This window comes from Cytobacillus sp. FSL R7-0696, assembly GCF_038006865.1.
Classification (GTDB): Bacteria; Bacillota; Bacilli; order Bacillales; family Cytobacillaceae; genus Cytobacillus; species Cytobacillus kochii.
Map to the genome: position 1 here is coordinate 1,839,863 of NZ_JBBOWA010000001.1, position 24,792 is coordinate 1,864,654.

At 38.8% G+C, this 24,792-nt stretch carries 26 protein-coding genes; 15 read left to right on the forward strand and 11 right to left on the reverse strand.

The window, feature by feature from the left end:
- Positions 1–57 precede the first annotated feature (57 nt).
- The gene (locus MKX29_RS09625; protein WP_224936953.1) at positions 58–594 is read right to left on the reverse strand and encodes a pyridoxamine 5'-phosphate oxidase family protein; all 537 of its coding nucleotides are present in this window, start codon (positions 592–594) and stop codon (positions 58–60) included.
- A gap of 110 nt (positions 595–704) precedes the next feature.
- Between MKX29_RS09625 and pdxR the strand changes: the two genes are divergently transcribed.
- Complete coding sequence (pdxR, locus tag MKX29_RS09630) at positions 705–2,096, forward strand: MocR-like pyridoxine biosynthesis transcription factor PdxR (RefSeq protein ID WP_341105217.1); 1,392 nt, start codon at positions 705–707, stop codon at positions 2,094–2,096.
- 41 nt (positions 2,097–2,137) lie between these two features.
- Here pdxR and MKX29_RS09635 read toward each other — a convergent pair whose 3' ends face one another.
- Positions 2,138–2,617 carry a GyrI-like domain-containing protein gene (locus MKX29_RS09635; RefSeq protein WP_095371390.1) on the reverse strand — a complete coding sequence of 160 codons (480 nt, stop codon included), beginning with the start codon at positions 2,615–2,617 and terminating at the stop codon, positions 2,138–2,140.
- Between the two features lie 110 nt (positions 2,618–2,727).
- Between MKX29_RS09635 and MKX29_RS09640 the strand changes: the two genes are divergently transcribed.
- Positions 2,728–3,690 (forward strand): helix-turn-helix transcriptional regulator, encoded by a 963-nt coding sequence (locus tag MKX29_RS09640; protein ID WP_328198312.1) that lies wholly within the window; start codon positions 2,728–2,730, stop codon positions 3,688–3,690.
- Between the two features lie 40 nt (positions 3,691–3,730).
- On the opposite strand, the gene MKX29_RS09645 is transcribed toward MKX29_RS09640, so the two are convergent.
- Both MKX29_RS09645 and MKX29_RS09650 read right to left on the reverse strand, forming a co-directional pair.
- The gene (locus tag MKX29_RS09645; RefSeq protein WP_341105219.1) at positions 3,731–3,931 is read right to left on the reverse strand and encodes a YjzC family protein; all 201 of its coding nucleotides are present in this window, start codon (positions 3,929–3,931) and stop codon (positions 3,731–3,733) included.
- Positions 3,932–4,509: 578 nt separating this feature from the next.
- The gene (locus MKX29_RS09650) at positions 4,510–5,046 is read right to left on the reverse strand and encodes a hypothetical protein (RefSeq protein ID WP_341105221.1); all 537 of its coding nucleotides are present in this window, start codon (positions 5,044–5,046) and stop codon (positions 4,510–4,512) included.
- 127 nt (positions 5,047–5,173) lie between these two features.
- Here MKX29_RS09650 and MKX29_RS09655 point away from each other — a divergent pair, with 127 nt between their 5' ends.
- The 4 genes from MKX29_RS09655 (at position 5,174) to MKX29_RS09670 (ending at position 7,989) form a co-directional block, all read left to right on the forward strand.
- The gene (locus MKX29_RS09655) at positions 5,174–5,653 is read left to right on the forward strand and encodes a GNAT family N-acetyltransferase (RefSeq protein WP_341105223.1); all 480 of its coding nucleotides are present in this window, start codon (positions 5,174–5,176) and stop codon (positions 5,651–5,653) included.
- A gap of 95 nt (positions 5,654–5,748) precedes the next feature.
- Entirely contained in the window at positions 5,749–7,194 is a 1,446-nt protein-coding gene (locus MKX29_RS09660; protein WP_341105225.1) for a protein adenylyltransferase SelO, read from the forward strand.
- Positions 7,195–7,456: 262 nt separating this feature from the next.
- Positions 7,457–7,612: a hypothetical protein gene (locus MKX29_RS09665; RefSeq protein WP_341105227.1), complete on the forward strand. Its 156-nt coding sequence runs from the start codon at positions 7,457–7,459 to the stop codon at positions 7,610–7,612.
- Positions 7,609–7,989, forward strand: coding sequence for a hypothetical protein (locus MKX29_RS09670; RefSeq protein ID WP_341105228.1), 381 nt, complete (start codon positions 7,609–7,611; stop codon positions 7,987–7,989). Before MKX29_RS09665 ends, MKX29_RS09670 begins: the two co-directional genes overlap by 4 nt.
- Positions 7,990–8,069: 80 nt before the next feature.
- Here MKX29_RS09670 and MKX29_RS09675 read toward each other — a convergent pair whose 3' ends face one another.
- From MKX29_RS09675 to MKX29_RS09690, 4 genes are all read right to left on the reverse strand, one after another.
- Positions 8,070–8,447, reverse strand: a complete 378-nt coding sequence (locus MKX29_RS09675) for a VOC family protein (RefSeq protein WP_341105231.1) — start codon at positions 8,445–8,447, stop codon at positions 8,070–8,072.
- 14 nt (positions 8,448–8,461) lie between these two features.
- Positions 8,462–8,872: a VOC family protein gene (locus MKX29_RS09680; RefSeq protein ID WP_224936929.1), complete on the reverse strand. Its 411-nt coding sequence runs from the start codon at positions 8,870–8,872 to the stop codon at positions 8,462–8,464.
- A gap of 188 nt (positions 8,873–9,060) precedes the next feature.
- Positions 9,061–10,443, reverse strand: coding sequence for a sensor histidine kinase (locus MKX29_RS09685; RefSeq protein ID WP_341105234.1), 1,383 nt, complete (start codon positions 10,441–10,443; stop codon positions 9,061–9,063).
- A 10-nt stretch (positions 10,444–10,453) separates the two neighbouring features.
- Positions 10,454–11,167, reverse strand: coding sequence for a response regulator transcription factor (locus MKX29_RS09690; RefSeq protein ID WP_224936927.1), 714 nt, complete (start codon positions 11,165–11,167; stop codon positions 10,454–10,456).
- A 150-nt stretch (positions 11,168–11,317) separates the two neighbouring features.
- Between MKX29_RS09690 and MKX29_RS09695 the strand changes: the two genes are divergently transcribed.
- From MKX29_RS09695 to MKX29_RS09735, 9 genes are all read left to right on the forward strand, one after another.
- Entirely contained in the window at positions 11,318–12,085 is a 768-nt protein-coding gene (locus tag MKX29_RS09695) for an ABC transporter ATP-binding protein (protein WP_341105237.1), read from the forward strand.
- The gene (locus tag MKX29_RS09700) at positions 12,072–13,925 is read left to right on the forward strand and encodes an ABC transporter permease (protein WP_341105239.1); all 1,854 of its coding nucleotides are present in this window, start codon (positions 12,072–12,074) and stop codon (positions 13,923–13,925) included. The genes MKX29_RS09695 and MKX29_RS09700 overlap by 14 nt, the downstream gene beginning before the upstream one ends.
- Entirely contained in the window at positions 13,926–14,288 is a 363-nt protein-coding gene (locus tag MKX29_RS09705) for a YxeA family protein (RefSeq protein WP_224936924.1), read from the forward strand.
- A 474-nt stretch (positions 14,289–14,762) separates the two neighbouring features.
- Positions 14,763–16,262: a malate:quinone oxidoreductase gene (locus MKX29_RS09710; RefSeq protein WP_224936923.1), complete on the forward strand. Its 1,500-nt coding sequence runs from the start codon at positions 14,763–14,765 to the stop codon at positions 16,260–16,262.
- Positions 16,263–16,813: 551 nt separating this feature from the next.
- Positions 16,814–17,563, forward strand: a complete 750-nt coding sequence (locus MKX29_RS09715) for an SDR family NAD(P)-dependent oxidoreductase (protein WP_341105241.1) — start codon at positions 16,814–16,816, stop codon at positions 17,561–17,563.
- 180 nt (positions 17,564–17,743) lie between these two features.
- The gene (locus MKX29_RS09720; RefSeq protein ID WP_341105243.1) at positions 17,744–18,490 is read left to right on the forward strand and encodes a methionine ABC transporter ATP-binding protein; all 747 of its coding nucleotides are present in this window, start codon (positions 17,744–17,746) and stop codon (positions 18,488–18,490) included.
- Complete coding sequence (locus tag MKX29_RS09725; protein ID WP_095371406.1) at positions 18,483–19,145, forward strand: methionine ABC transporter permease; 663 nt, start codon at positions 18,483–18,485, stop codon at positions 19,143–19,145. The genes MKX29_RS09720 and MKX29_RS09725 overlap by 8 nt, the downstream gene beginning before the upstream one ends.
- 22 nt (positions 19,146–19,167) lie before the next feature.
- On the forward strand, positions 19,168–20,004 hold the full coding sequence (locus tag MKX29_RS09730; protein WP_224936919.1) for a MetQ/NlpA family ABC transporter substrate-binding protein: 837 nt from the start codon (positions 19,168–19,170) through the stop codon (positions 20,002–20,004).
- A 538-nt stretch (positions 20,005–20,542) separates the two neighbouring features.
- A complete protein-coding gene (locus MKX29_RS09735) occupies positions 20,543–20,680 on the forward strand; it encodes a hypothetical protein (RefSeq protein ID WP_341105246.1) in 138 nt (45 codons plus the stop codon).
- A 405-nt stretch (positions 20,681–21,085) separates the two neighbouring features.
- Here MKX29_RS09735 and MKX29_RS09740 read toward each other — a convergent pair whose 3' ends face one another.
- From MKX29_RS09740 to MKX29_RS09750, 3 genes are read right to left on the reverse strand one after another with little or no spacing between them, the layout of a single operon-like run.
- A complete protein-coding gene (locus tag MKX29_RS09740) occupies positions 21,086–22,432 on the reverse strand; it encodes a GntP family permease (RefSeq protein WP_224936917.1) in 1,347 nt (448 codons plus the stop codon).
- Positions 22,433–22,447: 15 nt separating this feature from the next.
- Positions 22,448–23,995: a gluconokinase gene (gene gntK / locus MKX29_RS09745; RefSeq protein ID WP_341105249.1), complete on the reverse strand. Its 1,548-nt coding sequence runs from the start codon at positions 23,993–23,995 to the stop codon at positions 22,448–22,450.
- Positions 23,992–24,717, reverse strand: coding sequence for a GntR family transcriptional regulator (locus tag MKX29_RS09750; RefSeq protein WP_224936915.1), 726 nt, complete (start codon positions 24,715–24,717; stop codon positions 23,992–23,994). Before MKX29_RS09750 ends, gntK begins: the two co-directional genes overlap by 4 nt.
- Positions 24,718–24,792: the final 75 nt, after the last annotated feature.

The following is a 24,792-nucleotide window of genomic DNA, read 5'->3' on the forward strand; positions in this document are numbered from 1 at the left end:
GTAAATCTACAAGTTCAATTTTAATAGATTAGGAGGGGGGAAAGCCCTCTCCTCTTTTCATACCCTTCTCCCAGGATAAAACCGAGCCTCCTCCACCATTTTATTCTCCTTCGCCGTCACCTCAGATGGTGTCAATTTAAAAACCAGCGTATAACTCCCTAAAGAAGATTGGTATTTTTCCACATGAGTTTGAGCCAGTTTTTTATCGTAGTATCCGGGGACGTATTTATCGAGCATGCCTTGCATAGCGGCGGTGGCTTCTGTTATGTCGGTTACGGCTTGAAGTTGCCCGAAAAGCATAACGCTCATATAGGCAGTGTCCGTTTTCGCCGGAATCGGGCTAACCATTGTACCGTAATCTTCTGCGATGGTGAAACAGCAATGAGGGTTCTCGCGGATTATTTCAATTTTTCTGCCGGCAGCAGCACCGTGAAAATAGAGCGATCCGTTCATCCAGGTATAGTTTAACGGAACGACGTAAGGATGATCACCATCAGTTAATCCCAGATAGCCTGTACGTGTATTACTGATTAGTTGTTCAATTAGGGCCTGATCTGTGCACGCTAATTTTTGATTGCGAATTTCATATGACATTTCCATCCCATCCTTCTTTGTAAATGTTAAAATAATCGTAAGAAAAATCTGTATTTAAGAAAAGTGCCAGAAAGGGAAAGTTTCTTAGGGACAGTTGGGGGTTATGTGGGATGGAAATCACACCATTTATTCACAGGGAAAAAACGATACCACTTTATAGTCAGCTTTATCATTGGATGAAGACAGAAATTGAAGAGGGACGGCTATTGCCGGGGACAAAGGTGCCATCGATTAGGCAACTGACCCATCACTTGCAGATTAGTAGAAATACTGTGGACGCAGCGTATCAGCAGTTACAAGCAGAAGGATATCTTGAGAGTATACCTCGCAGTGGGATTTGGGTGGCAGAAATAGAGGAACGACTCTCGCAATCTTCAGAAGAGGCATCACCAGCAATAATTGAAAGGAAGTCATCATCTAAGACGATGATTGACTTTGAATATGGGAACATCGATGTAGAAAAATTCCCTTTTAAAAGTTGGAAAAAATCTCTCTCTCATGCCATCGAAGAGGAAGGACAAACGTTATCTCAGTATAGCGACAAGCAAGGAGAGTGGTTATTACGGCAAGAGATTGCCACCTATTTATTGCAATCAAGAGGAGTTCATACGAGACCAGAGCAGATTTTGATTACGAGTGGCACACAATCAGCAGTAGAGATCATTTGTCGACTTTTGAAATTGCAGGGAAAAGAGGTGGCGATAGAAGAGCCAGGCTATAGTGGGGTGCGTACCGTTTTTGTTGATCAAGGCTGTGAGATGGTCCCTGTGCCGCTTGAGAAAGATGGTTTATCTATCTATCATCTACAGAAAAGTAAGGCAAAAGCCGTTTATGTGACCCCTTCCCACCAATTTCCGTTTGGGATGATTCTTCCAGTCGGTAAAAGAACGCAAATGCTTAACTGGGCTTATCAATCAGCTGGTTATATTATCGAGGATGATTATGACGGGGAGTTTCGTTATCAAGGTCAGCCTATCCCCTCGCTCAAATCGCTAGATGAAGAAGAAAAAGTCATCTACTTAGGAACTTTTTCAAAATCATTTCTCCCTTCCATGCGCATGAGCTTTATCGTTTTTCCACCTTCATTAATGAAGCAGTACGGACAGATGTTTCCTGATTATAATCAGCCAGTTTCACCAATGATACAAGTAGCTATGGCTAAGTTTATGCATGCAGGTGATTTTGAACGGCATATTCGGAGAATGAGAAAAACATATCAGAGAAAACATCAAACACTATTAAATAGTATTGAGCAACATTTAGGCAATAAAGTAAAAATTATTGGGGAAAAATCGGGCTTACATATCCTCCTAGAATTACAAGGGCAGGCAGCACCACAAGTGATTGAAAAAGGGTTAAAAAAAGGTGTAAAAGTTTACACCCCTTCACGTTTTTGGCTATATTCAATTAGCGACAGCCAAAGGTACATCATGCTTGGGTTTGGTGGACTATCCATTGAGGAAATTGAAGAGGGAATTGCGCTTTTAGCTAGTTGCATATAAACGAAAGTGATCCCACTTTAAAAGTGGGATCACCATACCTATTATTTTTTAACAACAGGAATCCACATTTCACCGTATACTGTACCGTTGTCCTCACTCATTTCCACTGTTGTGTTTGGTCCACCAACATAGGCATAGTCAGTCATTTCTACTAATGCTTGACCAAAGGCCACAGCTGTTAGTTGATTACTTAATTCTTGAGCGGAGTCAGCTTTCCCTTCGACAACGAGGTAGGGTCCTTTAGGAAATTGGATAATTCTCGTTGCATCAGGTAATGTCTTTTCTGTCATCACGCCTGCATAATGCATCATTTTGTTATTGACCGCTTCGTTGACTGCGAAAATATAATTATTGTCTGCCACGGATTTAAGCTGCTCAAGTGTGCCATCCTTTTTCACAGTTTCCCAGAAATCGCTTTTTTGTTGATTGATGCTTTCTTGGTCTCTATAGTCCGCTACAATTTCAATTCCAAAGCCTAATACGACGAAACCTTCTTTTTCTTGTAATGAGTAATTAGCCATTTTTATCGTCCTTCTTTCTTGAAATTTGACCAAATGATTGGTGTTTTCATTTGATGAGTTTATAATAACTTTAAATCATGTCAAAAAATGACACTGTTTAGGAGACTGAGATGAAAAAGGTTGAAAGAATTAATGTCATGATGCGATACATTAATAATCGTGCCCATTTTACGATTTCTGAAATCATGCAGGAATTTCAAATCTCTCGGTCAACAGCGATACGAGATATACGCGAGATCGAAAGTATGGGTGTGCCTCTTGTTGCGGAAGTGGGAAGAGACGGTGGTTATGCTGTCATGAAAAACGCTGTACTTCCCTCTGTTCGCTTCACTGATAACGAGTTAAAAGCACTATTTATAGCCTTTATGGCAACGAGAAACTTGCAATTACCTTATTTAAAGAGTCGCCAATCGTTAGCTGAAAAATTACTCGGTCTGATTTCAGAAGCGCAACAAGATGATCTCGTGCTTTTAAATAAGATTCTCTTATTTGAAGGAACGAACCCTCATAATCCTGAACTCTTAGAACTATCCGATTTACCTCATCCGATGTTAGAAAAACTGATTCAATTGATACTAACAGACCGTTATATGACCCTTTCTATTAAAGATGTGGACTATCCTATTTATCTTATGCACCTTTACCGTGAGAAAAACATCTGGTGGGTGGAAGGCTTTGATATAAGCGAAGAAAAGAAAAGACTGATAGCAGTCGATCATTTGACCGAAGTGAACGTCTTTCATACGAAAAAAAGATTTAGCAGAAACAGCATGCTAAAAAAGATGGCTGAACATCATGTGAAAGACAATATCGTCATGAAACTTGGACCAAAAGCCATTGCTCAATATAAAAAGTATCATCCTTTCAATGTGGCGCTTACCTATACAGACCCCTATCAAACAACAGCTATAGCAAAAATATATGTCACCATGGAGAAACGAGATCAACTAGAGGAAATAGCCAGTTGGTTGCTCTTTCTTGGAGAGGATGTAGAGTTGGTGGAGATGCCGAGAGAGGTTTATACAGCTTTAGAAGAGAGGCTCTATAAATTTCAGAAGAGAAAGAAAAGCTAATAATAACGCCAACCCAGCAATAAGCGAGATTGGCGTTCCGTTATGCGTATGATGTTTTTCGCCAAAAAGCACCTTTGTCACAAGAGCTAATCGGTGGGAAAACTTCTTCGGTTTCTAGTTGGATTTTCTTTTCCTCGCTGGTTGGACTAGGTGTACGTGTCCCATCTGTATAACCATCCCATTCGTAGTAAGCATGAGCAGTGGAACGTTGACCTGTTTTAAATCTTTCTCCAATTGCCATAAATCTTACCTCCTTTAGGGGTGTTTGTCTCTATTTACCCGCGTTTATACAGGCTAAACCAGAAGCAAGTTCAACTTTATTTCATTGTGGCTGTTGAGGAATTTTTTTCGAAGAAAACCTCAAAAGAACAAGCCAGTAAACGCAATGCTTCTGACTTATTCTTAACCACACAGTATGATTTTTTGACCATTTCGTTTCAATTTTTATTCTTAAAGTAAAATACAAAAACGATACTTGTAATCATATAATACAATCCGATGATAGATGTACCATCTGATAATACAGTCCATAAATGATTTTGTTTAACCAGATACATCCAAATAAAGAAACTAATTATAAATACTAAAGGGAAAAATATATAATATCCCATAAAATACAGCTTTAACTTCTTGTTCATATTCTACACTCCTTAACGTAGACATAGATTTAAGGACTTTGCCTTAGCATAATAAACATCTAACTCCGATTATGTCAAAACGGGAGTATCACTCAAGCTACTATTTATTGATTTTATGTTTAAAAATATTGCTTGTCCAAGGTCCTCATCCATTTTGCTGCTATATTTATGTGAAAATTTCTTAACGTATCTTTTCCATGTTTTGTTGGTAGAACCCCGTAATGAAAAAACAAGTAATCCATGCAGTTGTTGTAACGATTATAGCTAGAAATAACCCCATAGCCTGCATGAAAATATCCTCTCCTTGATAGGATGGCTCAAGAGTGATGTACAAAAAAGTAAATAAAACGGTTAATCCCATGTAGAAACTACTTCCAATAGTGGCTAACTTTAATCTATCCCCTTTTGAGCCCTGCCAGGCTTTATTTACTGACACCCATAAATAGATGCTTGTGCATACGGCTAAAACCATAAAAATTAAGTGAACATAGGGAATGACAAAATAGCCCACAATATAAAGAGCAAGAATGGTAGTAGAAAATAGGGCTGTATTCATGAAAAATAGGAGAATTCCAGCTCGCCAATGTGACTGGAACCATGGCGTCTTTTTTAAAAGATGCACGAATGGATTCCCTTTGCCAAGTTGAGAGAGGATGGGGTTTTTAAAGAATATAATAACTAACATGATGAGTGAACCAACAAATAATATTAAAGACATTGTAACCCTCCATAATAAAATTATTTCATATATAGGATACAAGGTTATTTATTGAAAAACAATAAAAATTTATCGATATATTCATTTTTCTCATATGGTATATTTGACAGAGGTAGAGGAGATGTGAATGATGAAACTCGTAGGTAGTCATATTTATTTAGCAAGTCCCCAATTGAAAGAATTTCCTTATGTTTGGAAAATGCTTAATGATAAGGATGCACGAAAGTTTACGGGAGGCATTCCTCAAATAAGTTATGTCGAAAGAGAGTTATTATATGCTGTGCAATGTCAGACCTTTGGTGAAAACGGTAATTGGGAATTATCCATTTATTCTAGGAAAAATAATGATTATTTGGGCTATGCAGGTTTTACTTTTGACGATGTCAATGAAAGATACTACCTCATGTATGGATTAGACAGGCAATATTGGGGAAAAGGTTATGCGACAGACGCAATCACCTTACTTCTAACATTTGCAAATAAAAAATTAAATATTTCTACTATTTATGCGAGTGTTCATCCTAAGAACGCTTCGTCTATCCATTTTTTAAAGAAATTTTCATTTGCAAAAAGGGATAACGAAGATCTTTATATTCTTAGTAGTTAAAGTTACAGGAAGTAAAAGAGGTTAGCTATTTTTTTATTTTCATAAAAGAAGAGATATAATAAAACAAATATGATACAAAAGGAGAGGCGATAAGAATGCCAGAAAGACATGTGTCAGGCTGGAATTTGCAAAATAGTTATAAGAAGCTGTCTCCCGGTCTTTTTACAGAAACAAAACCACAGCGAGCAAGTGATCCCGAGATGGTGCAATGGAATAAAGAAGTAGCCGAAAGTTTAGGGATTAACAAAGAGTGGTTACAGAGTGATGAGGGCATGAAGGTGTTAGCCGGAAACCAATTGCCAGAGGGCAGTGAGCCGATTGCACAAAGCTATGCAGGTCATCAGTTTGGTCATTTTAATCGCCTAGGTGATGGGCGCGCCATTCTTTTAGGTGAACAGGTGATGGTAAACGGTGATCTCGTTGATATTCAGTTAAAAGGTGCCGGTAGAACACCGTATTCTCGCGGTGGGGATGGCCGTGCGGCGCTTGGACCGATGTTGAGGGAGTATCTCATCAGTGAAGCGATGCATGGTTTGGGCATTCCAACAACGAGGAGCTTAGCGGTAGTCGAAACGGGTGATGATATTGCACGCGAAACTTTATTACCAGGGGCCATTTTGACACGAGTTGCGGCGAGTCACATTCGTGTAGGCACTTTTCAATTTGCAGCTACCTTCACGAAACCGGAAGAATTGCAGGCGTTAGCTGATTATACCATTGAGCGTCATTATCCTGAGCTTTTAAAAGAAGACCATCCATACGTGGCATTGTTGCGTAAAGTGATCGCAGTTCAGGCGGGTTTGATAGCTAAGTGGCAAGCGGTCGGTTTTATTCATGGTGTCATGAACACGGATAATATGACGATCTCTGGAGAAACGATTGATTATGGACCATGTGCCTTTATGGATACGTATGACCCAGCAACGGTATTCAGCTCCATTGATGTTCAAGGTCGTTATGCATATGGGAACCAACCTTATATGGCGGGTTGGAACTTGGCGCGCTTCGCAGAGTCACTGATTCCCTTATTACATGATGAAACCGAGGAAGCGGTGAAAATTGCGCAAGAGGAAATCGGCGAATACAATCGTATCTATATTCAGAAGTGGACCGGAGAAATGAGGGCCAAACTCGGTCTGTTTACAGCAGAAGAATCAGATAAGGCTCTTATTCACGATTTACTCGAAATCATGAAGGAGCAGGGGGCGGATTATACGAACACATTCATCGCCCTGACCTTTCGAACATTAGATCAGCCAGCGTTCAAAGAGTGGATAGCTCGTTGGCAAGAGCGGTTAAAGAGACAGGAAGCTTCAGAAGCGGAAGTGGAACAGTTAATGAAAAATCATAACCCAGCTGTTATTCCACGAAATTATTATGTTGAAAAAGCATTAACTGCAGCGGTGAACAAAGGGGATTATCATTTATTTGAGGAGCTATTAGCGGTGCTCGCTCATCCATATGCACATACGGCAGAGCAGGAGAAGTATAAAGAGGTACCGGTACAGGATGATAATTATCAAACATATTGCGGGACGTAAAAGAAGCGGGGGAATGTCCCTTGCTTTTTTTACGCATGTTTATGGGGATTTTTGTGGGGCTTGCAAAAATTGATCGGATACGGCGAGAAACCGAACGGGTCAAAAAACGGAAGCAGTAGGGAAAACTGGTTGGATTAAGCAGGAAACGCGTCAAAAAACGTAGTCGGTAGGAAAACCTGATAGGATTAGGCAGGAAACGTGTCAAAAAACGGAGTCAGTAGGAAAACCTGATAGGATTAAGCAGGAAACGCGTCAAAAATCGGTGACAGTAGGAAAACCTGGTTGGATTAAGCAAGAAACGCGTCAAAAATCGGTGACAGTAGGAAAACCTGATTGGATTAAGCAGGAAACGCGTCAAAAATCGGTGACAGTAGGAAAACCTGATAGGATTAGGCAGGAAACGCGTCAAAAACGGTGACAGTAGGAAAACCTGATAGGATTATTCAGGAAACGTGTCAAAAATCAGTGTCAGTAGAAAAACCTGATAGGATTAAGCAGGAAACGCGTCAAAAAACGGAGTCAGTAGAAAAAACAGATAGGATTAAGCAAGAAACGCGTCAAAAATCGGTGACAGTAGGAAAACCTGATAGGATTAAGCAAGAAATGTGTCAAAAAACGGAGTCAGTAGAAAAAACAGATAGGATTAAGCAGGAAACGCGTCAAAAAACGGAGTCAGTAGAAAAAACAGATAGGATTAAGCAAGAAACGAATCAAAAAACGGAGTCAGTAGAAAAAACAGATAGGATTAAGCAAAAAACGAGTCAAAAACCCGCGTCAGTAGCAAAAATTGCTTGAATCAGCAGTGAAACAGAAGTAACAGTCAATCACCTACCACAAAAAAACACACGAACATACAGCCCATGTGTTTTGCTAACCTAGTTCTTCTCCATCACCGCAAAATAATTCTCTTCGTTATCGGCAAAGTTGAATACTTTACCAAAAGGCATTTCAACGAGCTCTCCTACTGTGATTTCTTTATTCTTGTATGTTTGGTAGAGCTTTTCAATGTCCTTTGTATAAAACATTAGAGAGGGTGTTCCAAGGTTTAATTCCGGGCTCATCTTTGCCACGGTTTGTTTATCTTGAAGGACAATCGTTGTTTCTGTTTGTTCGGACGAAGCAACCTCATACCATTTAAATTCTCCTTCGTCATTTTCCGCAATCAGTTTGAAGCCGATTTTTTCTATCCAAAATTGCAAGCTTGTTTGTTGGTCGTTGACGTATAACATGATTTGTCCTAGTGATAGGGTCAAAATAATTGCCTCCTTTATCTTGTCGTTTGACTATCCATATATATGACTTCCCACGTATGTCCATCAAGATCTTGAAAGCCCATTTGATACATAAATCCAAAGTCTTTTGCTTCAGATGCCAATCTACCACCAGCATCTAACGCCTTTTTAATGATTTCATTGACTTGGTTTCTACTTTCAGCAGCAAAGGATGTAATGACCTCAATTTGGTCATTGGAATCAATGATGTTTTTGGCGGTAAAGTTTTTAAACTGTCCCTCTGTCATCAGCATGGAAAAAGTATGTTCATTGATGACCATACACGCGGCGTCATCGTTAGTGAAATCGTCGTTGAAAGTAAACCCAATTTGTTTAAAAAAGTCCATTGACTTCTTTAAGTCTTTCACAGGTAAATTAATAAATGTCATTTTAGGTTGAAAAGACATTTCTTGTCACCTTCTCTTTCGTAGTTAAATGGTAAGACTGATTTCACGTTAATTATAGAGACATGCTATGAGGTAGTCAATTTTAATTTAGAATATTCTGTAAAGAGAACATACTTCATTCCTTCTTATCATTCTTCATAACAGAGATACACCCCTTTTTATAAGTCTAGGAGGGGTGTATTAACTCGTTACATTTGCTTTTTTAATGCAATAACAATCTTTGTACCTTGATGCTGTTCACTAGTCAGATAAACGGTGCCACCGTGCGCTGTAATGATATCTCTCGCAATCGCCATTCCAAGCCCAGTACCTTGTGCTTTTGTATTAGTGCCACGGTAGTATCGGTCAAAAATTTGCTCTAAGTCGTCGGAAGCGATACCGTTTCCGTTATCCTCAATGATTAGTTTTCCAGCTTCTAGACGAATATGAACCTCAACGTCTGATGCATTATGCAGAAGGGCATTGTGAATAAAATTCAATAGAGCTCGTTTCATTAAATGCTGGTCGATGGACCAAATGAGTGCCGGATCATCACTTTCAAAACTGATATGATAGCCGTCATAACGAGGATCATTCAGAATGTCAATAACCATTTCCCGCGTAAATCGTTCTGCCTTTATCTCTTGTATGTGCAAAGGTAATTCTTGGTTGCGTAATCGCAGTGTAAGGTTAAAGTCATCTAGTAATTCTTTCATATAAAGAGATTGCCGCTCAATGACTTCTGAGTATTCCTGCCTCTCCGCGTGGGAAACTTGCTCCTCATTTAATAACTCGGCATAGCCGCGAATGGAGGCAAGTGGTGTTTTTAAATCATGGGAAACATTACTTATCCATTCGTTGCGCATATTTTCGAGTTTTTTACGTTCTTCCTCATGCGCTTGAAGGGTAGTGGAAACTTCATTCAGATTGGCAAACACAGGTTTATAAATACCTGCTCGTTTCGTCTTTTGAACAGCGAAATTTCGTGCTTTAAGTTGAGAAATGCGTTCAATCATATAATGAACAGGCTTGGTCAGTATTGTGCTAAAGAGTAGCCCAACAATAGCTGCGATAATCAAATCAACAATCGTTATGGCAATGATTGCTTTGAAGACGTACGTAATGACTGAAGTGGTATCCATCATGAAAGTAACGCGCTCCTCTTTACTTTGGGGGACACCTATGATGTAACTATATTCTTCGAATTCCCCGAGGAAATACGTATTAAAATGATCGTCCATATACTTATATTTATGTACAAGTTCTACAGGGCTATAATGATTTGCAACTCCATCTGGTGCAAATTTAGAGGAAATCACCTCTCCATTTTGATTTAAAATTTGCAGCCACGCACCGAATGATTCTAGCGCTTCTACTCCTTCAGCTGAAAGAGTTGGTTGTTCATCTTCTAATGTTAAATAGTTAGAAAAAGAACGGGTAAATCGTTCGGCTGAACCACTTTCTACTTGATCAATGCCTTGTTGTTGCTGATAAATAAGCAAACCAATTAAAACCATTGTATTAACAATGATGACGATGAAAACGATGCTTAAAATTGAGAATAAATACCTACCAGTTAATTTCCATTTCATTTGTCCTCACCTATTTTACATTCAGTCGATACCCGAGCCCTTTAACCGTCGTAATGAAGGTCGGTTTGGATGGATTATCTTCTATTTTCTCACGTAATCTGCGGATATGAACCATTAATGTATTATCTGCTCCGTAGAAGTCTTCACCCCACACGGTTTGAAACAATGTTTCCTTACTAAGTATTCGATTTGGGTTTCGGATAAAACAAGCCATTAACCCAACTTCCTTAGCAGTTAGTTCTATGCGTTGATCCTGCTTGTACACTTCTGTTTGTTCTTTATTTAAGGCAAAAGGACCGGCAGTCATCATCGTTGTTTCTATCATTGCTTGTTCAGATATCTGTTGTGAATAGCTGCCAGCACGTCGGAGTTGCGCTTTCACACGATAAGCAACTTCTTTTGGGCTGAATGGTTTTGTAATATAGTCATCTCCGCCAATTGCCAATCCTAATATCTTATCGACTTCATCTGTTTTGGCGGATAGGAATAAAATTGGAATTCTTGAGACTTCACGGATTTTTTTACATAAATCGTAGCCCTCACCGTCAGGAAGCATCACATCGAGAATCGCTAAATGTGGGGAGAAAGCCTGGAATTGTTCCCAACCATTCTTAACTGTTCCTGCTGTTTGTATGGATTGAAATCCTTCTTTTTTTAGAGAAGTTTGCATGAGCTGACATAAATCTTGTTCATCATCAACGATTAGAATACGAGGCTGTTCCACATTGATTCCTTCCTTTCATCTATCTATTAGCCTTATCTTAACAGTGTTTAACGATTATTATATACAATTTAAGGATTTTGTAAGGTAGAAGTGAATTTAGTGTAAGGATGGGGAGGTAAAGTAGAGACATAAGAAAGAGGTGCTTAATATATGGAATCATTATTAGTTGTAAAAAAGGTAGAAAAAATATACGGAAAAGGTGCAAACACATTTCATGCGCTTCAGAATATATCATTTGACATTAGCCATGGGGAATTTGTAGGCGTTATGGGGCCATCAGGAGCTGGGAAGTCTACCTTACTAAATGTATTGGCAACAATTGACTCTCCGACAAACGGTGATATTTATATTGAAGAAGACAATATTGCCAAAATGAAAGAAGAGAAGTTAGCGGATTTTCGCCGTGATCATTTAGGTTTTATTTTTCAAGACTACAATCTACTCGATTCATTAACTGTTCGCGAAAATATTGTCTTGCCACTTGCGATTGCTAAAAAATCAGCAAAGGAAATGGCTGAAAAAGTAGAGACATTAGCGCATACATTCGGGATTGCTCCTTTATTGGATAAATATCCTTATCAAATATCTGGAGGTCAGAAACAAAGAACGGCAGCTTGTCGTGCACTGATTTCGAATCCTAAATTGATTTTTGCTGATGAACCGACTGGTGCTTTGGATTCAAAGTCAGCAACAGATTTACTAGAAAGCATGAGCCAATTAAATGAAAAGCATGAAACAACGATTATGATGGTTACGCATGATGCTTATGCTGCTAGTTTTTGCCGAAGAATTCTTTTTATTAAAGATGGCCAATTATCAAAGGAAATTTATCGTGGTTCACATACCAGGAAAGAGTTTTTCCAAATGATCTTAGCGGAATTGGCACAACTAGGCGGTGACGATAATGACGCTATTTGATTTAGCGATCAAAAATATTCGTCGAAATGTGAAGAGTTATGGGCTGTACATCGGCTCGATGATTTTCTCTATTATCATTTATTTTACTTTTGTCACGTTGAAATATAGTGAAGACATCACTGCTTTGGCAGCAGTCTCAAAGCAAGTCAGTAGTATTATGAGTGCATCTGCATTTGTCCTGATTATTTTTGTTGCTGTGTTTATCCTTTATTCGAACTCTTTTTTTATGAAAAAAAGGAAGCAGGAAGTAGCGCTTTATTCCTTACTTGGGGTACGTAAACGCTCCATCGGTTTTATGCTTTTTTTCGAGAATATCGTTATTGGCGTAATTGCCTTAATTATTGGTGTTGGCTTGGGCTTCTTACTATCACAACTCCTCTTAATGGTTTTATTAAAATTAATGGGGCTTGAAGTAATGAGCAGTCTAGCATTTTCACCAAGTGCAGTTGTTAATACAGTCATCGTCTTTATGATTCTGTTTTTATTTACGTCATTACAAGGTTATCGTGTTATTTATCGTTTTAAGTTAATTGATTTATTTCACGCAGAAAAGAAAGGCGAGGAATTGCCGAAAGCACGTCTTATCTCGGCTGTATTAGGTGTGGCATCATTAGCAGGTGCTTATTGGTTGGCGTTGCAAGATTTGATGACTTCAGAAGTATGGCGCTTACTTAGTGTAGCTATGCCATTAGTGATTATTGGATTAACTGTGTTAGGAACGTATCTGATTTTTAATAGTGTACTTGTCTATATTTTATCGAAATTAAAAAATCAAAAGAACTGGGCTTGGAAAGGCTTAAATCTATGGACAACGTCACAGCTATTGCACCGCATTCGTGGGAATGCACGAACACTAACAGTAATTGCAACTTTAAGTGCAACAACAATTACTGCTGGTGGTGCGGTATTTGGGCTTTATTATAATGCGGACAAAGAAATAGAGACCTATACGCCTATTACATTTATGTGGGAGGGCGAGCCACAGAAAATTACACAAGACATTGTTGTGTATGAAGAGGAAATCAAAAGTAAAACTGTCCGTATAGCTGAAGGTGACATGGAAATTGACTACCAAGTAATGGATTATTCAACCTTCAAGCAATTGGCTACACAACAAGGGTGGGAGGGCCTCCCTACCATTAATCAGGAAGAGGCATTTATCCTGGATACGTATTATGATGAGCGTTGGTCGACGAAAGTAGATGAGGTTAAGCTTAATAAGCAAACATTAAACGTAATTGCTTACGAGGATCGATCCGTTGTTAATACCTTCACAATGGGAGGTAAATTATTAGTTGTAACAGATGCTTTTTTTGAACAAATTGACAGCCCTCAGGTGACCTACCAGGCAGTTCAAGTGGAAGATTATAAAAAGCAGCAAGCACTATCTGATGATTTAGCTTCTTCTACAGAACAATTTTCAAGTGCCACACAACAATATAAAGATTCCATTGAAGCTTCAGGCTCTATGCTATTTGTTGGAAGCTTTCTTGGACTCGTATTCTTAGTCGCTACGGGTAGCATCATTTTCTTTAAGATGATGACTGAAGCAGAAGAAGATAAAGGGAAATATCAAGTGTTATACAAAATTGGTGTGTCACAAAAAGAAATGAAACGAACGATTAGACATCAGGTGGGAATGATCTTTACGGCACCATTACTACTTGGATTAATGCATGGAGCGATCGCCTTAGTTGCATTTTCTAATTTGCTAATGATGAATCTGCTTATACCAGTAGTAATATGGATGCTAGCATATACAATAATCTATTTCATCTATTATTTCTTAACGATAAGAAGCTTTCAAAAAACGATATTTTCAATGTTAGGGGAGAGATAAATGAAGAAGACAACTGGGGTTATCGGGGGAATTGTCATCGTTTTTATTGTGGCAGTTATTCTATTAATGAATATGGATTTTAATCGTTTAGGCAAAGAGAACGCGTATGTTCAATTAAATGAAGAGCCGAGAGTAGAAGAAGAAACATTAGAATCAGGAGAAGTGATGAAAAGGTATTGGTATGAGCTTTCAGCTTATAATAAAGAGGGCAAAGCAATCGCAGTAGAATTCTCTTCTTCTAGAGCTTTGCGAGAGGGTGCCTACTTAATGCTTTATCTTGATGATAGTAATGAAGTCACGTCTTACGATGAAGTAAAAGAAAGTGATATTCCTTCAGAAGTAATAGAAAAAATAAATGCGTAAAGATAGGTCCCTGAAAATTTTTTTCGGGGGCTTTTAAGTATTTTGGAATAATAAATAATAAGAATGGTAAAGTTGAATAAAACAGCAAAATATCCGTTAAAAGCAAATAAAAGAATACCCACTAAGAAAAAATGCGCGGAACTTTCCAACTTTTATCTGTTTTCCATTATTTTTTTCAGTCAAATATCAAAAAATTTTATATAATATAAATAGGATTTATACTATTATAGAGGGAGAAGAATTTCTTCTATGATGGATAATTGCCAATTTTATAGTATAATTAGTATTGAGAAATATATATTTTGCAAAGATTGATGACATTTAATTTAGCGCATATTAAAGAGAAGGTGCCTGCACAATGTAAACGTTTGCCTACATCGACCAACAACTGGAAGGGTAGAGAAGCGTTTTTGGTGTAGGTTAGACTATTGTCTTATTTTCTCTGCAAATTTCACGGTATAAGGATGGTAAAAAATGAGCAACGGGGAAACCAAAGAAGTGATTTTAATTGGTGCTGGGATTATGAGCGCGACTTTAGGTTCGCTCTTAAAAGAATTAGTTCCAGACTGGAAAATCAAAGTGTTTGAGAAATTGGATAAAACAGGGGAAGAAAGTTCAAATGAGTGGAACAATGCAGGTACAGGTCATGCTGCATTATGTGAGCTTAACTATACGAAAGAAAATCCAGATGGTTCTGTTGATATTAAGAAAGCCATCAATATTAACGAGCAGTTCCAAGTTTCTAAACAATTTTGGGCTTATCTAGTTGATAGTCAATTAATTAGAAGACCACAAGAGTTCATTATGCCTTTGCCACATATGAGTTTAGTGCAAGGACAAAAAAATGTAGAGTTTTTGAAAAGACGTCATGAAGCAATGTCTAGCAATCCACTATTTGCTAGTATGGAGTATGCGACAGATCATGAAACATTAAAAAAATGGATTCCATTAATTATGGAAAACCGTGCAACTACTGATGCGATTGCCGCAACAAAAATCGATTCAGGTACAGATGTAAACTTCGGTGCTCTTACACGTTTATTATTCCAACAACTAGAGTCTCAAGGTGTGGAAATGCACTATCAGCATAGTGTAGATGATTTAAAACGCACAAGAGATGGCGGCTGGGAAGTGAAAGTACGTGACCATGCAGGTGGAAACCTGGAAAACCATAAAGCAGACTTTGTCTTTATCGGTTGTGGAGGCGGTAGCTTACACTTACTACAAAAATCAGGTATTCCTGAAGGGAAAGGCATTGGCGGGTTCCCTGTAAGTGGAATCTTTATGTCTTGTACAAACCAAGAGATCGTGGAACAGCATCATGCGAAAGTTTATGGTAAAGCGCCTGTGGGTGCACCACCAATGTCTGTGCCGCATTTGGATACAAGATACATTAATAACAAAAAATCATTATTATTCGGTCCATTCGCCGGCTTCTCACCAAAGTTTTTAAAAAATGGTTCCATGTTTGATTTAATCACTTCTGTAAAGCCAAGCAATGTGTTAACCATGTTATCAGCTGGTGTGAAGGAAATGGGCTTAACAAAATATCTAATTGAGCAAGTGCTACAGTCAAAAGAAAAGCGCATGGAACAATTACGTGAATTCGTTCCAAATGCAAAAAGTGAAGACTGGGAATTAGTCATTGCTGGTCAACGTGTGCAAGTGATTAAAGATACAGAAGAAGGCGGAAAAGGTACGCTCCAATTTGGTACTGAAGTGGTAACGGCAGGCGACGGTTCAATAGCTGCTTTATTAGGCGCATCACCAGGGGCATCGACAGCTGTTCCAGTTATGCTGGATATCATTGAGCGCTGCTTCCCAGAAAACATAAAAGATTGGGAGCCAAAAATTAAAGAGATGGTACCATCTTACGGCCTTTCTTTATCAGAAAATCCGGAGTTACTCCAAAAAGTAAATCAAACGACTGACCGAGCGCTCGGTTTAGATCAAAATAAAGCGATTCATAATTAATAGATGAGAGAGAAACCTGAACATCACAGCTGAAGTGTGGAATGTTCAGGTTTTTCTTTTTTGTGTTTATGAATGGTTATTGATTGGTGGGAAATCTGGTAAGCCTGTCCGATTGCGCAGACGCATGATAAATAGTTGAAAATCAGAAGAACCTTGATAAATGATTGTCATTAGTTACAAGTTCCAGAGTAGCGTATTTATGATTGTGCAAAGTGTGGGTATGACGAATTGTCCGCATAAACCGCGAAAACGGAGAGACTACTGTGCACATAGGCGAATTACCCACACAACCTGACAGAATAAATGTAACTATTGTGAGCACAGCCCTTTAGCTCACTTGCGTTTTCCATACAAACCCTTTTCGTCATTTTTCCTCTTCAGTTATCAATAAATCATTGATGAAATCCGTCCGTAATGTTGCTGTTCTAAACCCTATATTTGCCATGACGTGGAAGTATAATCTATTGTCAGATCCTAATATAATCTGATATGATTTATTCATAAAGTATTTAGATGTCTAAATATATTATTTTAATAAAGGGGTCTTTCTCATGAAATTGAATGGTAAGGTTGCGATTATTACTGGGAGTGCTTCTGGAATCGGAAGAGGAATGGCGCTTGCGATGGCGAAAGAAGGCGCGCATGTTGCCATTGTTGATGTGAATGAAGAAAAAGGGAAAGAGACATTAGCAGAGATTCGTGTTCACACAGAAGGTATGCTGTTTATCAAAGATATCACAGTACAAGAAAACATTACGCAAATTGTTGAAGAAGTTGTTAGGAAGTTTGGTAAACTTGATATTCTCGTAAATAATGCACATGTATCTAAACAGGTGCTCTTTAATGAAACAACTCAAGAACATTTTGACCTTTCTTTTAACACTGGTTTTTATCCAACGGTTCGCTTTATGCAAGCGGCGTATCCTGAGTTAAAGAAAAATAAAGGAAAGGTCATTAATTTTGCTTCAGGAGCGGGAATTGATGGACAAGTGACACAAACAGCTTATGCTGCTGCGAAAGAAGCGATACGTGCCATCACACGTGTAACAGCAAATGAATGGGGACCTGATTATATTAATATTAACTTGATTTCTCCAATTGCTTTAACACCAGGAGTTGAACAATGGAAACAACATGCGCCTGAAGCATATGATGCGATGGTAAATAAGATTCCATTACGCCGTTTAGGTGATCCTGAAAATGATATCGGGAAAGTAGCTGTATTCTTAGCAAGTGAAGATTCAAACTACATTACTGGACAAACTATACTTGTTGATGGTGGTTCAATAAAATTACATTAATTCAAGAATCTCCTACCAAAATAAATGGCGGGGGGATTTTTTTTGTCTCTAATCAGATTCCATCATTATAAGTAGACAGAATGTTTGTAAATGCCCGTCAAAATGACATTGTAGAGGGATTGAGCTATAATATATCCGTTATTGATTACCTTTCATAAATGGAAAGGGGGTTTATTTCATTTGATTCGAATGCATGATATAAGTAAACGCTTCGCTGATTACGAAGCGATTAAAGCGGTTGATATCGAAGTAAATGAAGGCGAGATCTACGGCATCATTGGTGCAAGTGGAGCGGGAAAATCGACATTACTACGGTTAATGAACTTGCTTGAAGTACCCGATTGCGGTGAAGTCGTTGTTGATGGAAAAAACTTGATGACGATGAAACCAAAACAGTTAAGAGAAGCGAGAAAATCAATGGGGATGATTTTTCAGCATTTTAATCTTGTGGCGAATTTAACTATTTATGATAATGTCGAGGTTTGTCTTCAGCTAGCAAACTACCCGAAGCATCAACGAAGAGAAAGAGTGATGGAATGCTTAAGGTTCGTAGGTCTTGCTCATTTGGAAAAGCAGTACCCACAAAGTTTAAGTGGCGGTCAAAAACAAAGAGTGGCGATTGCTAGAGCCCTTGCGAACGAGCCTAAGGTGTTATTATGCGATGAACCAACCTCTTCACTTGACCCTCATACAACAGCGGAAATTCTCGCTGTGCTAGAGGAGATTAATCGTACATTAGGGGTCACGATTGTCATTGTTAGCCATGAGATGGAGGTTATACAAAGCATTTGTCACCGCGTATCGGTTATGGCAGATGGCTCTGTCTATAAGACAATTGAGCTTGAACCGAAAGGCATCCCTGATGTGGACCACACCCCTGAATATTTTATTGAAAAATTAACAGGTGAGGTGAGCGGGGATGCCTGAAGTATTGCAGAGGTATGAGGCGGAAATATGGCAAGCGATTGGCGAGACTTTTGCGATGGTGGGGATGTCTATTCTTGCCGCTGTCATCGTGGGACTCCCTGTTGGAACACTACTTTTCCTTTGTAGAAAAGGGAATTTACTAGAAAGTCGAGCTGTTTTTTCGATTTTAAATTTATTGGTAAATACGATTCGTTCTTTTCCATTTTTATTATTAGTCGTCTTCTTGATTCCTTTTACAAGGTTCATTATTGGGACAGCGATAGGCACAGCGGCAGCAACTGTACCGCTTTCAATTATCGCTATCGCACATTATTCTCGCCTTGTAGAACAGTCTTTATTAGATGTCCCTAGAGGCGTAATAGAGGCAGCAAAGGCGATGGGCGCATCGGTTGTCGAAGTTGTCTTCAAATTTTTATTTGTCGAAGCACGTTCAGGGCTAGTCCTTGGCTTAACGACTTCAATTATTAGTTTTATATCCTATTCCACTATTATGGGGGTAGTAGGTGGTGGAGGAATTGGTGATTTCGCCATTCGCTATGGATATCAACAATTTATGACGGATTTAATGATATATATGATCATTATTATGGTCATTCTGGTACAGTGCATCCAGTTTATTGGGACAACTGTTGCGAGAGTGATTGATAAGAGATGACTACATACTGAAGGAGGACAATATGAAAAGACTATTTGCTTTAATGATACTAAGTATTTTGATGCTTGCTGCTTGTGGTCAAGAAACAGAAGATCAAGCAGACGATAAACAAACAAATGGTGGTGACAGTAAAGAAGAGGTAACACTAAAAGTCGCTTCACTTATTCCACCGATGACAGAGATTCTTGAGTTAGTAGCGCCACAACTGAAAGAAGAGGGCATTCATCTAGAGATGGTTGTGCTAAGTGATAATGTGCAACCCAACACAGCTTTAGCGGCAAAAGAAGTAGATGCAAACTTTTTTCAACATGTGCCTTATATGGAAGAGTACAATCGTAGTAATGATGCGAATTTAGTGGCAATACAAGAGATTTATTTTGCCAATTATGGTGTTTATGCAAAGAACTTTGAAGAAATAGCTGATTTACCTGAAGGAGCAACGATTGCCATTGCCAATGATGTATCCAATATTGACCGTTCACTCGCATTACTAGCACAACATGATGTGATTGAATTAAAAGAAAAAACAGGTCCATATTATACGAAATCAGACATCACATCTAACCCAAAGAACTATCAGTTTGAAGAGGTAGATTTATTAATGCTGGCGAGAATGTATGATGATGCTGATGCAGTCGTAATGACTCCTGCTTATGCTGCACCACTGGGCTTAACACCAAAAAGTGATGCACTACTAACAGAAGGTATTGATAATGACTTTGCCATTACACTTGTCGCTCGCGAAGATAACAAAGATTCAGAAGCGATTCAAAAACTTGCAGAAGCAATGACAAGCCCTGAAGTGAAAAAATTCTTAGAAGAAAATTATGATGAAACGGCGATTCCGGCATTTGAATAACAGATAGAAACGTGTATGATCTAGAAGCTGGAACAAAACTAAATTCTTCACTTCTAATTCTTAACTAAACTAAACACGTGAAAAATAATAAAAAACGAACTAATCTGAAGCTCTAAAATAGTGTTTCAAATATTAGTTCGTTTTTTTCATTTGCTGAAAACCATTTGTCCCAGCCTCTAGTTGCATTTTATGAATGTGTCTGTCTATGTGAGTCTGCTGCATTGAATCAGAACCTTCTTATTGAATTGGTTGGTGGGAAATGAAGTGGGATGATCGCGCAAAAGTAGGGGGAGAAAAGGAAAGAAGTGCGCATAAATAGGAGATACGCGCAAAAGTGATTAAGGAAAAGGAAGGAAGTGCGTGTAAACAGGGAATACACGCAAAAGTGAGTGAAGAAAAGGAAGAAAGTGCGCGCAAATAGGAGATACGCGCAAAAGTGATTAAGGAAAAGGAAGAAAGTGCGCGTAAACAGGAAATACGCGCAAAAGTGAGTGAAGAAAAGGAAGAAAGTGCGCGCAAATAGGAGATACGCGCAAAAGTGATTAAGGAAAAGGAAGAAAGTGCGCGTAAACAGGAAATACGCGCAAAAGTGATTAAGGAAAAGGAAGAAAGTGCGTGTAAACAGGGAATACACGCAAAAGTGAGTAAAGAAAAGGAAAGAAGTGCGCGCAAATAGGAAATACGCGCAAAAGTGATTAAGGAAAAGGAAAGAAGTGCGCGTAAACAGGAAATACGCGCAAAAGTGATTAAGGAAAAGGAAAGAAGTGCGCGTAAATAGGAGATACGCGCAAAAGCGAGTAAAGAAAAGGAAGGAAGTCCCTCAAACAGGAAATGTCCGGACAAAATCGTATCGAAAACCAGTGTGACTTTGCGTGCACATCTTTGCAAGTTTCTTTTGGAGGAGGGAGTTTCAGTTTCTGCCACTATTCCTAGGGTTACTTTGTTTTTCATTTTTTCCATCCCATTCAAGCTTTTATAATTTCGGATCGGCTTTTTGACACGTTAACGTTTCTCTCCGAAATAAAAAGCAAAAAGCCGAGTGAGTGGATCGTAACTCTCTCGTCTTTTTGCTCTTTGTCACTTAAACAATCAAGCTTAATAATAAAGTAAATACTAAGCCTGAAATGGAAATGATGGTTTCTAATAAAGTCCATGTAGCAAACGTTTCTTTCATTGATAAACCAAAATACTCTTTAAACATCCAGAAACCTGCATCATTGACGTGGGATGCAATTAAGCTACCTGCACCTGTTGCGAGTACAACGAGAGCAAGGTTAACGTCTGTTTGACCGAGTAAAGGGATAACAAGTCCAGCTGTTGTTAATGCTGCAACTGTCGCAGAACCTAAAGAAATTCTCAAGATGGCTGCGATGGTCCAGGCTAATAAGATAGGTGAAAGGGTCGTGCCTTCGAATAATTGGGCAACATAATCACCAACCCCACCGTCAATCAATACTTGCTTGAAAGCACCACCGCCACCGATGATCAGTAGCATCATTCCAATTTGTGTGATGGCTGTTGTGCAAGAGTCCATTACTTGTTTAATTGGAATATTACGGCCAATGCCCATTGTGTAAATGGCCACAAGTAGAGAGATCAAGATCGCGATTGAAGCATCACCAATGAACTTAATCACGATAATGATTATGCTATCGCTAAAGCCCATCGTTTCTTGAAGTAAAGTAACGATTGTTGCAATCGACATAAGGATCACTGGTAACATCGCTGTAAATACACTGATACCAAACCCTGGTGTGTCTTCAAGTTTAAATTGTTTTTGCTCACCTAAAGAAGCAATATTTCCGCTCTTTGTGAAAGAGTTGGGTACGATTTTCTTCGCAATTTTAGTGAAAACTGGGCCAGCAATAATCACTGTTGGGATAGCAATAATCATCCCGTATAATAGAACTTCACCGATATTTGCACCGTACTCCCCGGCAATGACGGTTGGACCAGGGTGAGGTGGTAAGAAACCATGTGTAACAGATAATGCTGCTGCCATTGGGATACCGAGGTAAAGAATCGATACTTTTAATTCTCTTGAAATCGCAAATACGATGGGAATAAGTAATACAAGACCTACTTCAAAGAATAGGGCAATCCCGATAATAAAGGATGATACGACAACTGCCCATTGGATATTTTTCTCACCAAACTTATTGACAAGGGTCATTGCAATTCTTTGTGCACCGCCAGCATCAGCGATTAATTTACCAAGCATAGCACCTAGACCAAAGATTAAGGCGATATGTCCAAGTGTTCCACCAAGACCGCTTTCAATCGTGCCAACAATTTCTGATGCAGGCATGCCAAGAGCTAGGGCAACACCAAATGAAACGATAATAAGTGAGACAAATGTGTTGAGTTTAAGCCCCATAATAAGGAGCAATAGGGCGATAATACCTAAAGCAACAATAAATAATGGCATAGTTTTCTCTCCTTTTTATTCGCTATCTTTTCCTATCAAGCCTCTTTGGTAGTTAGCGATTTTTGTATATTCCTCTGTTAATACTCTTGTCAGGTTGATAAAGCTAGGCATTAGTTGACGATACGCATTAGCTGCATCTTCATCTGGTGTATGTTTATGTGTGCTACCGATCATGTCAGAAGCTACTGCAAAATTTTCAATTTCTCCTGTAGCGTATAACCCAAGGATACATGCCCCTAAGCAGGAACTTTCATAGCTTTCAGGTACGACCACTTCAGAATCAAAAATATCCGCCATCATTTGGCGCCAAACAGCAGAGCGGGCAAATCCGCCTGTCGCTTGAATACGCGTAACAGGTTCGTCCATACACTCCATAAGTGCGAGGAAAACAGTGTATAAGTTGAAAATGACACCTTCTAATGCGGCGCGAATCATATGTTCTTTTTTATGTGAAAGGGTTAAACCAAAGAATGAGCCTCTAACATCTGGATTCCATACAGGTGCTCTTTCACCCGCAAGGAAAGGATGGAAAATAAGTCCATTTGCACCTGGTCTCACACGTTCAGCAATTTTCGTTAACACTTCATATGGATCGAGTCCTAAACGTTTGGCAGTCTCTACCTCGGATGAGGCAAATTCGTCACGAATCCAACGGAGGACAATCCCACCATTATTAACAGGGCCACCAATGACCCAGTGATCTTCCGTTAGTGCATAACAGAAAATCCGGCCTTTTTCATCTGTTTGCGGACGATCAATAATCGTACGAATGGCTCCACTAGTTCCGATGGTGACGGCGATTTCCCCTTTGCCAATCGCATTGACTCCGAGATTAGAGAGGACACCATCACTTGCACCGATAACAAAAGGGATATGAGGATCAAGTCCCATTTGTAAGGCAAGCTCACTGTCACAGTGTGTGAATATCTGAGTTGTGGGAACAAGGGTGGATAGCTGGTCCTCGCGAATGCCCGCTATCTTTAATGCTTCTTTGTCCCATGTTAATTCAGTAAGATTCATCATTCCCATTGCTGATGCGATAGAATAATCAACAACATATTGGTTAAAGAACTTCTTGAATATATACTCTTTTATCCCAATGTATTTTTTCGTTCTTTGGGCTATTTCTGGGCGTTCATTTGTAATCCATGTTATTTTACTCAATGGGGACATTGGATGAATAGGGGTCCCTGTACGTTTATAAATCTCATGGCCACCCCATTCATCTTTAATTTTATGTGCCCATGATTCACTGCGGTTATCGGCCCATGTAATACATGGAGTCAATGGTTGATCATTCTCATCGATAGCAATTAAGCTATGCATGGCACTACTAAAGGAAATGAATGCTGGCATCATTTCACTATTTTTTTTCATAATGTTCGTTATCGCCTGCTTGACCGCTTGATAGATTTCTTCAGGGTCCTGCTCAGCTGTAGACATATCTGGTGTATGCAATGGGTAGCCGATGTTTTCTTTTTGAATGACTTTCCCGTCTTTTGTAAAAAGAACAGCCTTTGTGCTGGTTGTTCCAATATCTACACCTAACATATAGGTTGTCATTTTGTTCCGCCCCCTTCTGCAAGAATTTCTTGGGATTTCCACATATCTTCAACTCTTCCTTGCACATCATCAAAATTTTGATGGAGAGATTGAATCATTAATGCTTTATCTTTTTTCTCAATCGCTTCAATATAGAGTGCGTGGTTTGTGAATATGCGTTCGAAATCGTGCTGGTTTTCTTTAAAACGCTTGCGCATGGATAATAGAATTAACCCCTCCATGACTGGTTTTAAATTATTCCAGATCATTAATATATATGAGTGATTAGCGGCTCGAATAATGGTCTCATGAAATTGTAAATCCTGAAGTGAGAATTCATCCGCATCATTATATTTAATAGAGACTTTCATCATTTCTAAAATCTTATTGAGTTCTTTTACAAGGTCTGTAATATCTGAACGTACAAGTCGTTGATAGATAAACGTTTCAATAAGAATGCGCACATCGTATATTTCTTCTATTTCTTTTTCGGATAAACCAATGACGACTGCACCCATTCGTTCTTGGCGAATAATATTTTCAGCAGAGAGAATTTTTAATGCTTCTCTTATTGGTGATCGACTTACTGAAAAGTCAGCAGCTAATTTATTTTCTGAAAGAATGGTACCGCTTTCAATACGTCCTGAGAGAATTTGCATCCTTAATTCACTTACAACGCGCTCACCTGTCGAAGCTTTCGTGAGCCATTTGGAAGGGTAGAGAAATTCTATTGGTTCGTTCATCATAACACCTTCTCATTTTAGTATACTTGTATACAAGTATTATATCTCGAATTTTCGATTATTCAAGGCGTTAAT

Coding starts and splice junctions, on each gene's coding strand:
- MKX29_RS09625 (WP_224936953.1), bottom strand. CDS start 594: ATGTCATATGAAATTCGCAATCAAAAATTAGCGTGCACAGATCAGGCC.
- pdxR (WP_341105217.1), top strand. CDS start 705: ATGGAAATCACACCATTTATTCACAGGGAAAAAACGATACCACTTTAT.
- MKX29_RS09635 (WP_095371390.1), bottom strand. CDS start 2,617: ATGGCTAATTACTCATTACAAGAAAAAGAAGGTTTCGTCGTATTAGGC.
- MKX29_RS09640 (WP_328198312.1), top strand. CDS start 2,728: ATGAAAAAGGTTGAAAGAATTAATGTCATGATGCGATACATTAATAAT.
- MKX29_RS09645 (WP_341105219.1), bottom strand. CDS start 3,931: ATGGCAATTGGAGAAAGATTTAAAACAGGTCAACGTTCCACTGCTCAT.
- MKX29_RS09650 (WP_341105221.1), bottom strand. CDS start 5,046: ATGTCTTTAATATTATTTGTTGGTTCACTCATCATGTTAGTTATTATA.
- MKX29_RS09655 (WP_341105223.1), top strand. CDS start 5,174: ATGATGAAACTCGTAGGTAGTCATATTTATTTAGCAAGTCCCCAATTG.
- MKX29_RS09660 (WP_341105225.1), top strand. CDS start 5,749: ATGCCAGAAAGACATGTGTCAGGCTGGAATTTGCAAAATAGTTATAAG.
- MKX29_RS09680 (WP_224936929.1), bottom strand. CDS start 8,872: ATGTCTTTTCAACCTAAAATGACATTTATTAATTTACCTGTGAAAGAC.
- MKX29_RS09685 (WP_341105234.1), bottom strand. CDS start 10,443: ATGAAATGGAAATTAACTGGTAGGTATTTATTCTCAATTTTAAGCATC.
- MKX29_RS09695 (WP_341105237.1), top strand. CDS start 11,318: ATGGAATCATTATTAGTTGTAAAAAAGGTAGAAAAAATATACGGAAAA.
- MKX29_RS09700 (WP_341105239.1), top strand. CDS start 12,072: ATGACGCTATTTGATTTAGCGATCAAAAATATTCGTCGAAATGTGAAG.
- MKX29_RS09705 (WP_224936924.1), top strand. CDS start 13,926: ATGAAGAAGACAACTGGGGTTATCGGGGGAATTGTCATCGTTTTTATT.
- MKX29_RS09710 (WP_224936923.1), top strand. CDS start 14,763: ATGAGCAACGGGGAAACCAAAGAAGTGATTTTAATTGGTGCTGGGATT.
- MKX29_RS09715 (WP_341105241.1), top strand. CDS start 16,814: ATGAAATTGAATGGTAAGGTTGCGATTATTACTGGGAGTGCTTCTGGA.
- MKX29_RS09725 (WP_095371406.1), top strand. CDS start 18,483: ATGCCTGAAGTATTGCAGAGGTATGAGGCGGAAATATGGCAAGCGATT.
- MKX29_RS09730 (WP_224936919.1), top strand. CDS start 19,168: ATGAAAAGACTATTTGCTTTAATGATACTAAGTATTTTGATGCTTGCT.
- MKX29_RS09740 (WP_224936917.1), bottom strand. CDS start 22,432: ATGCCATTATTTATTGTTGCTTTAGGTATTATCGCCCTATTGCTCCTT.
- gntK (WP_341105249.1), bottom strand. CDS start 23,995: ATGACAACCTATATGTTAGGTGTAGATATTGGAACAACCAGCACAAAG.
- MKX29_RS09750 (WP_224936915.1), bottom strand. CDS start 24,717: ATGAACGAACCAATAGAATTTCTCTACCCTTCCAAATGGCTCACGAAA.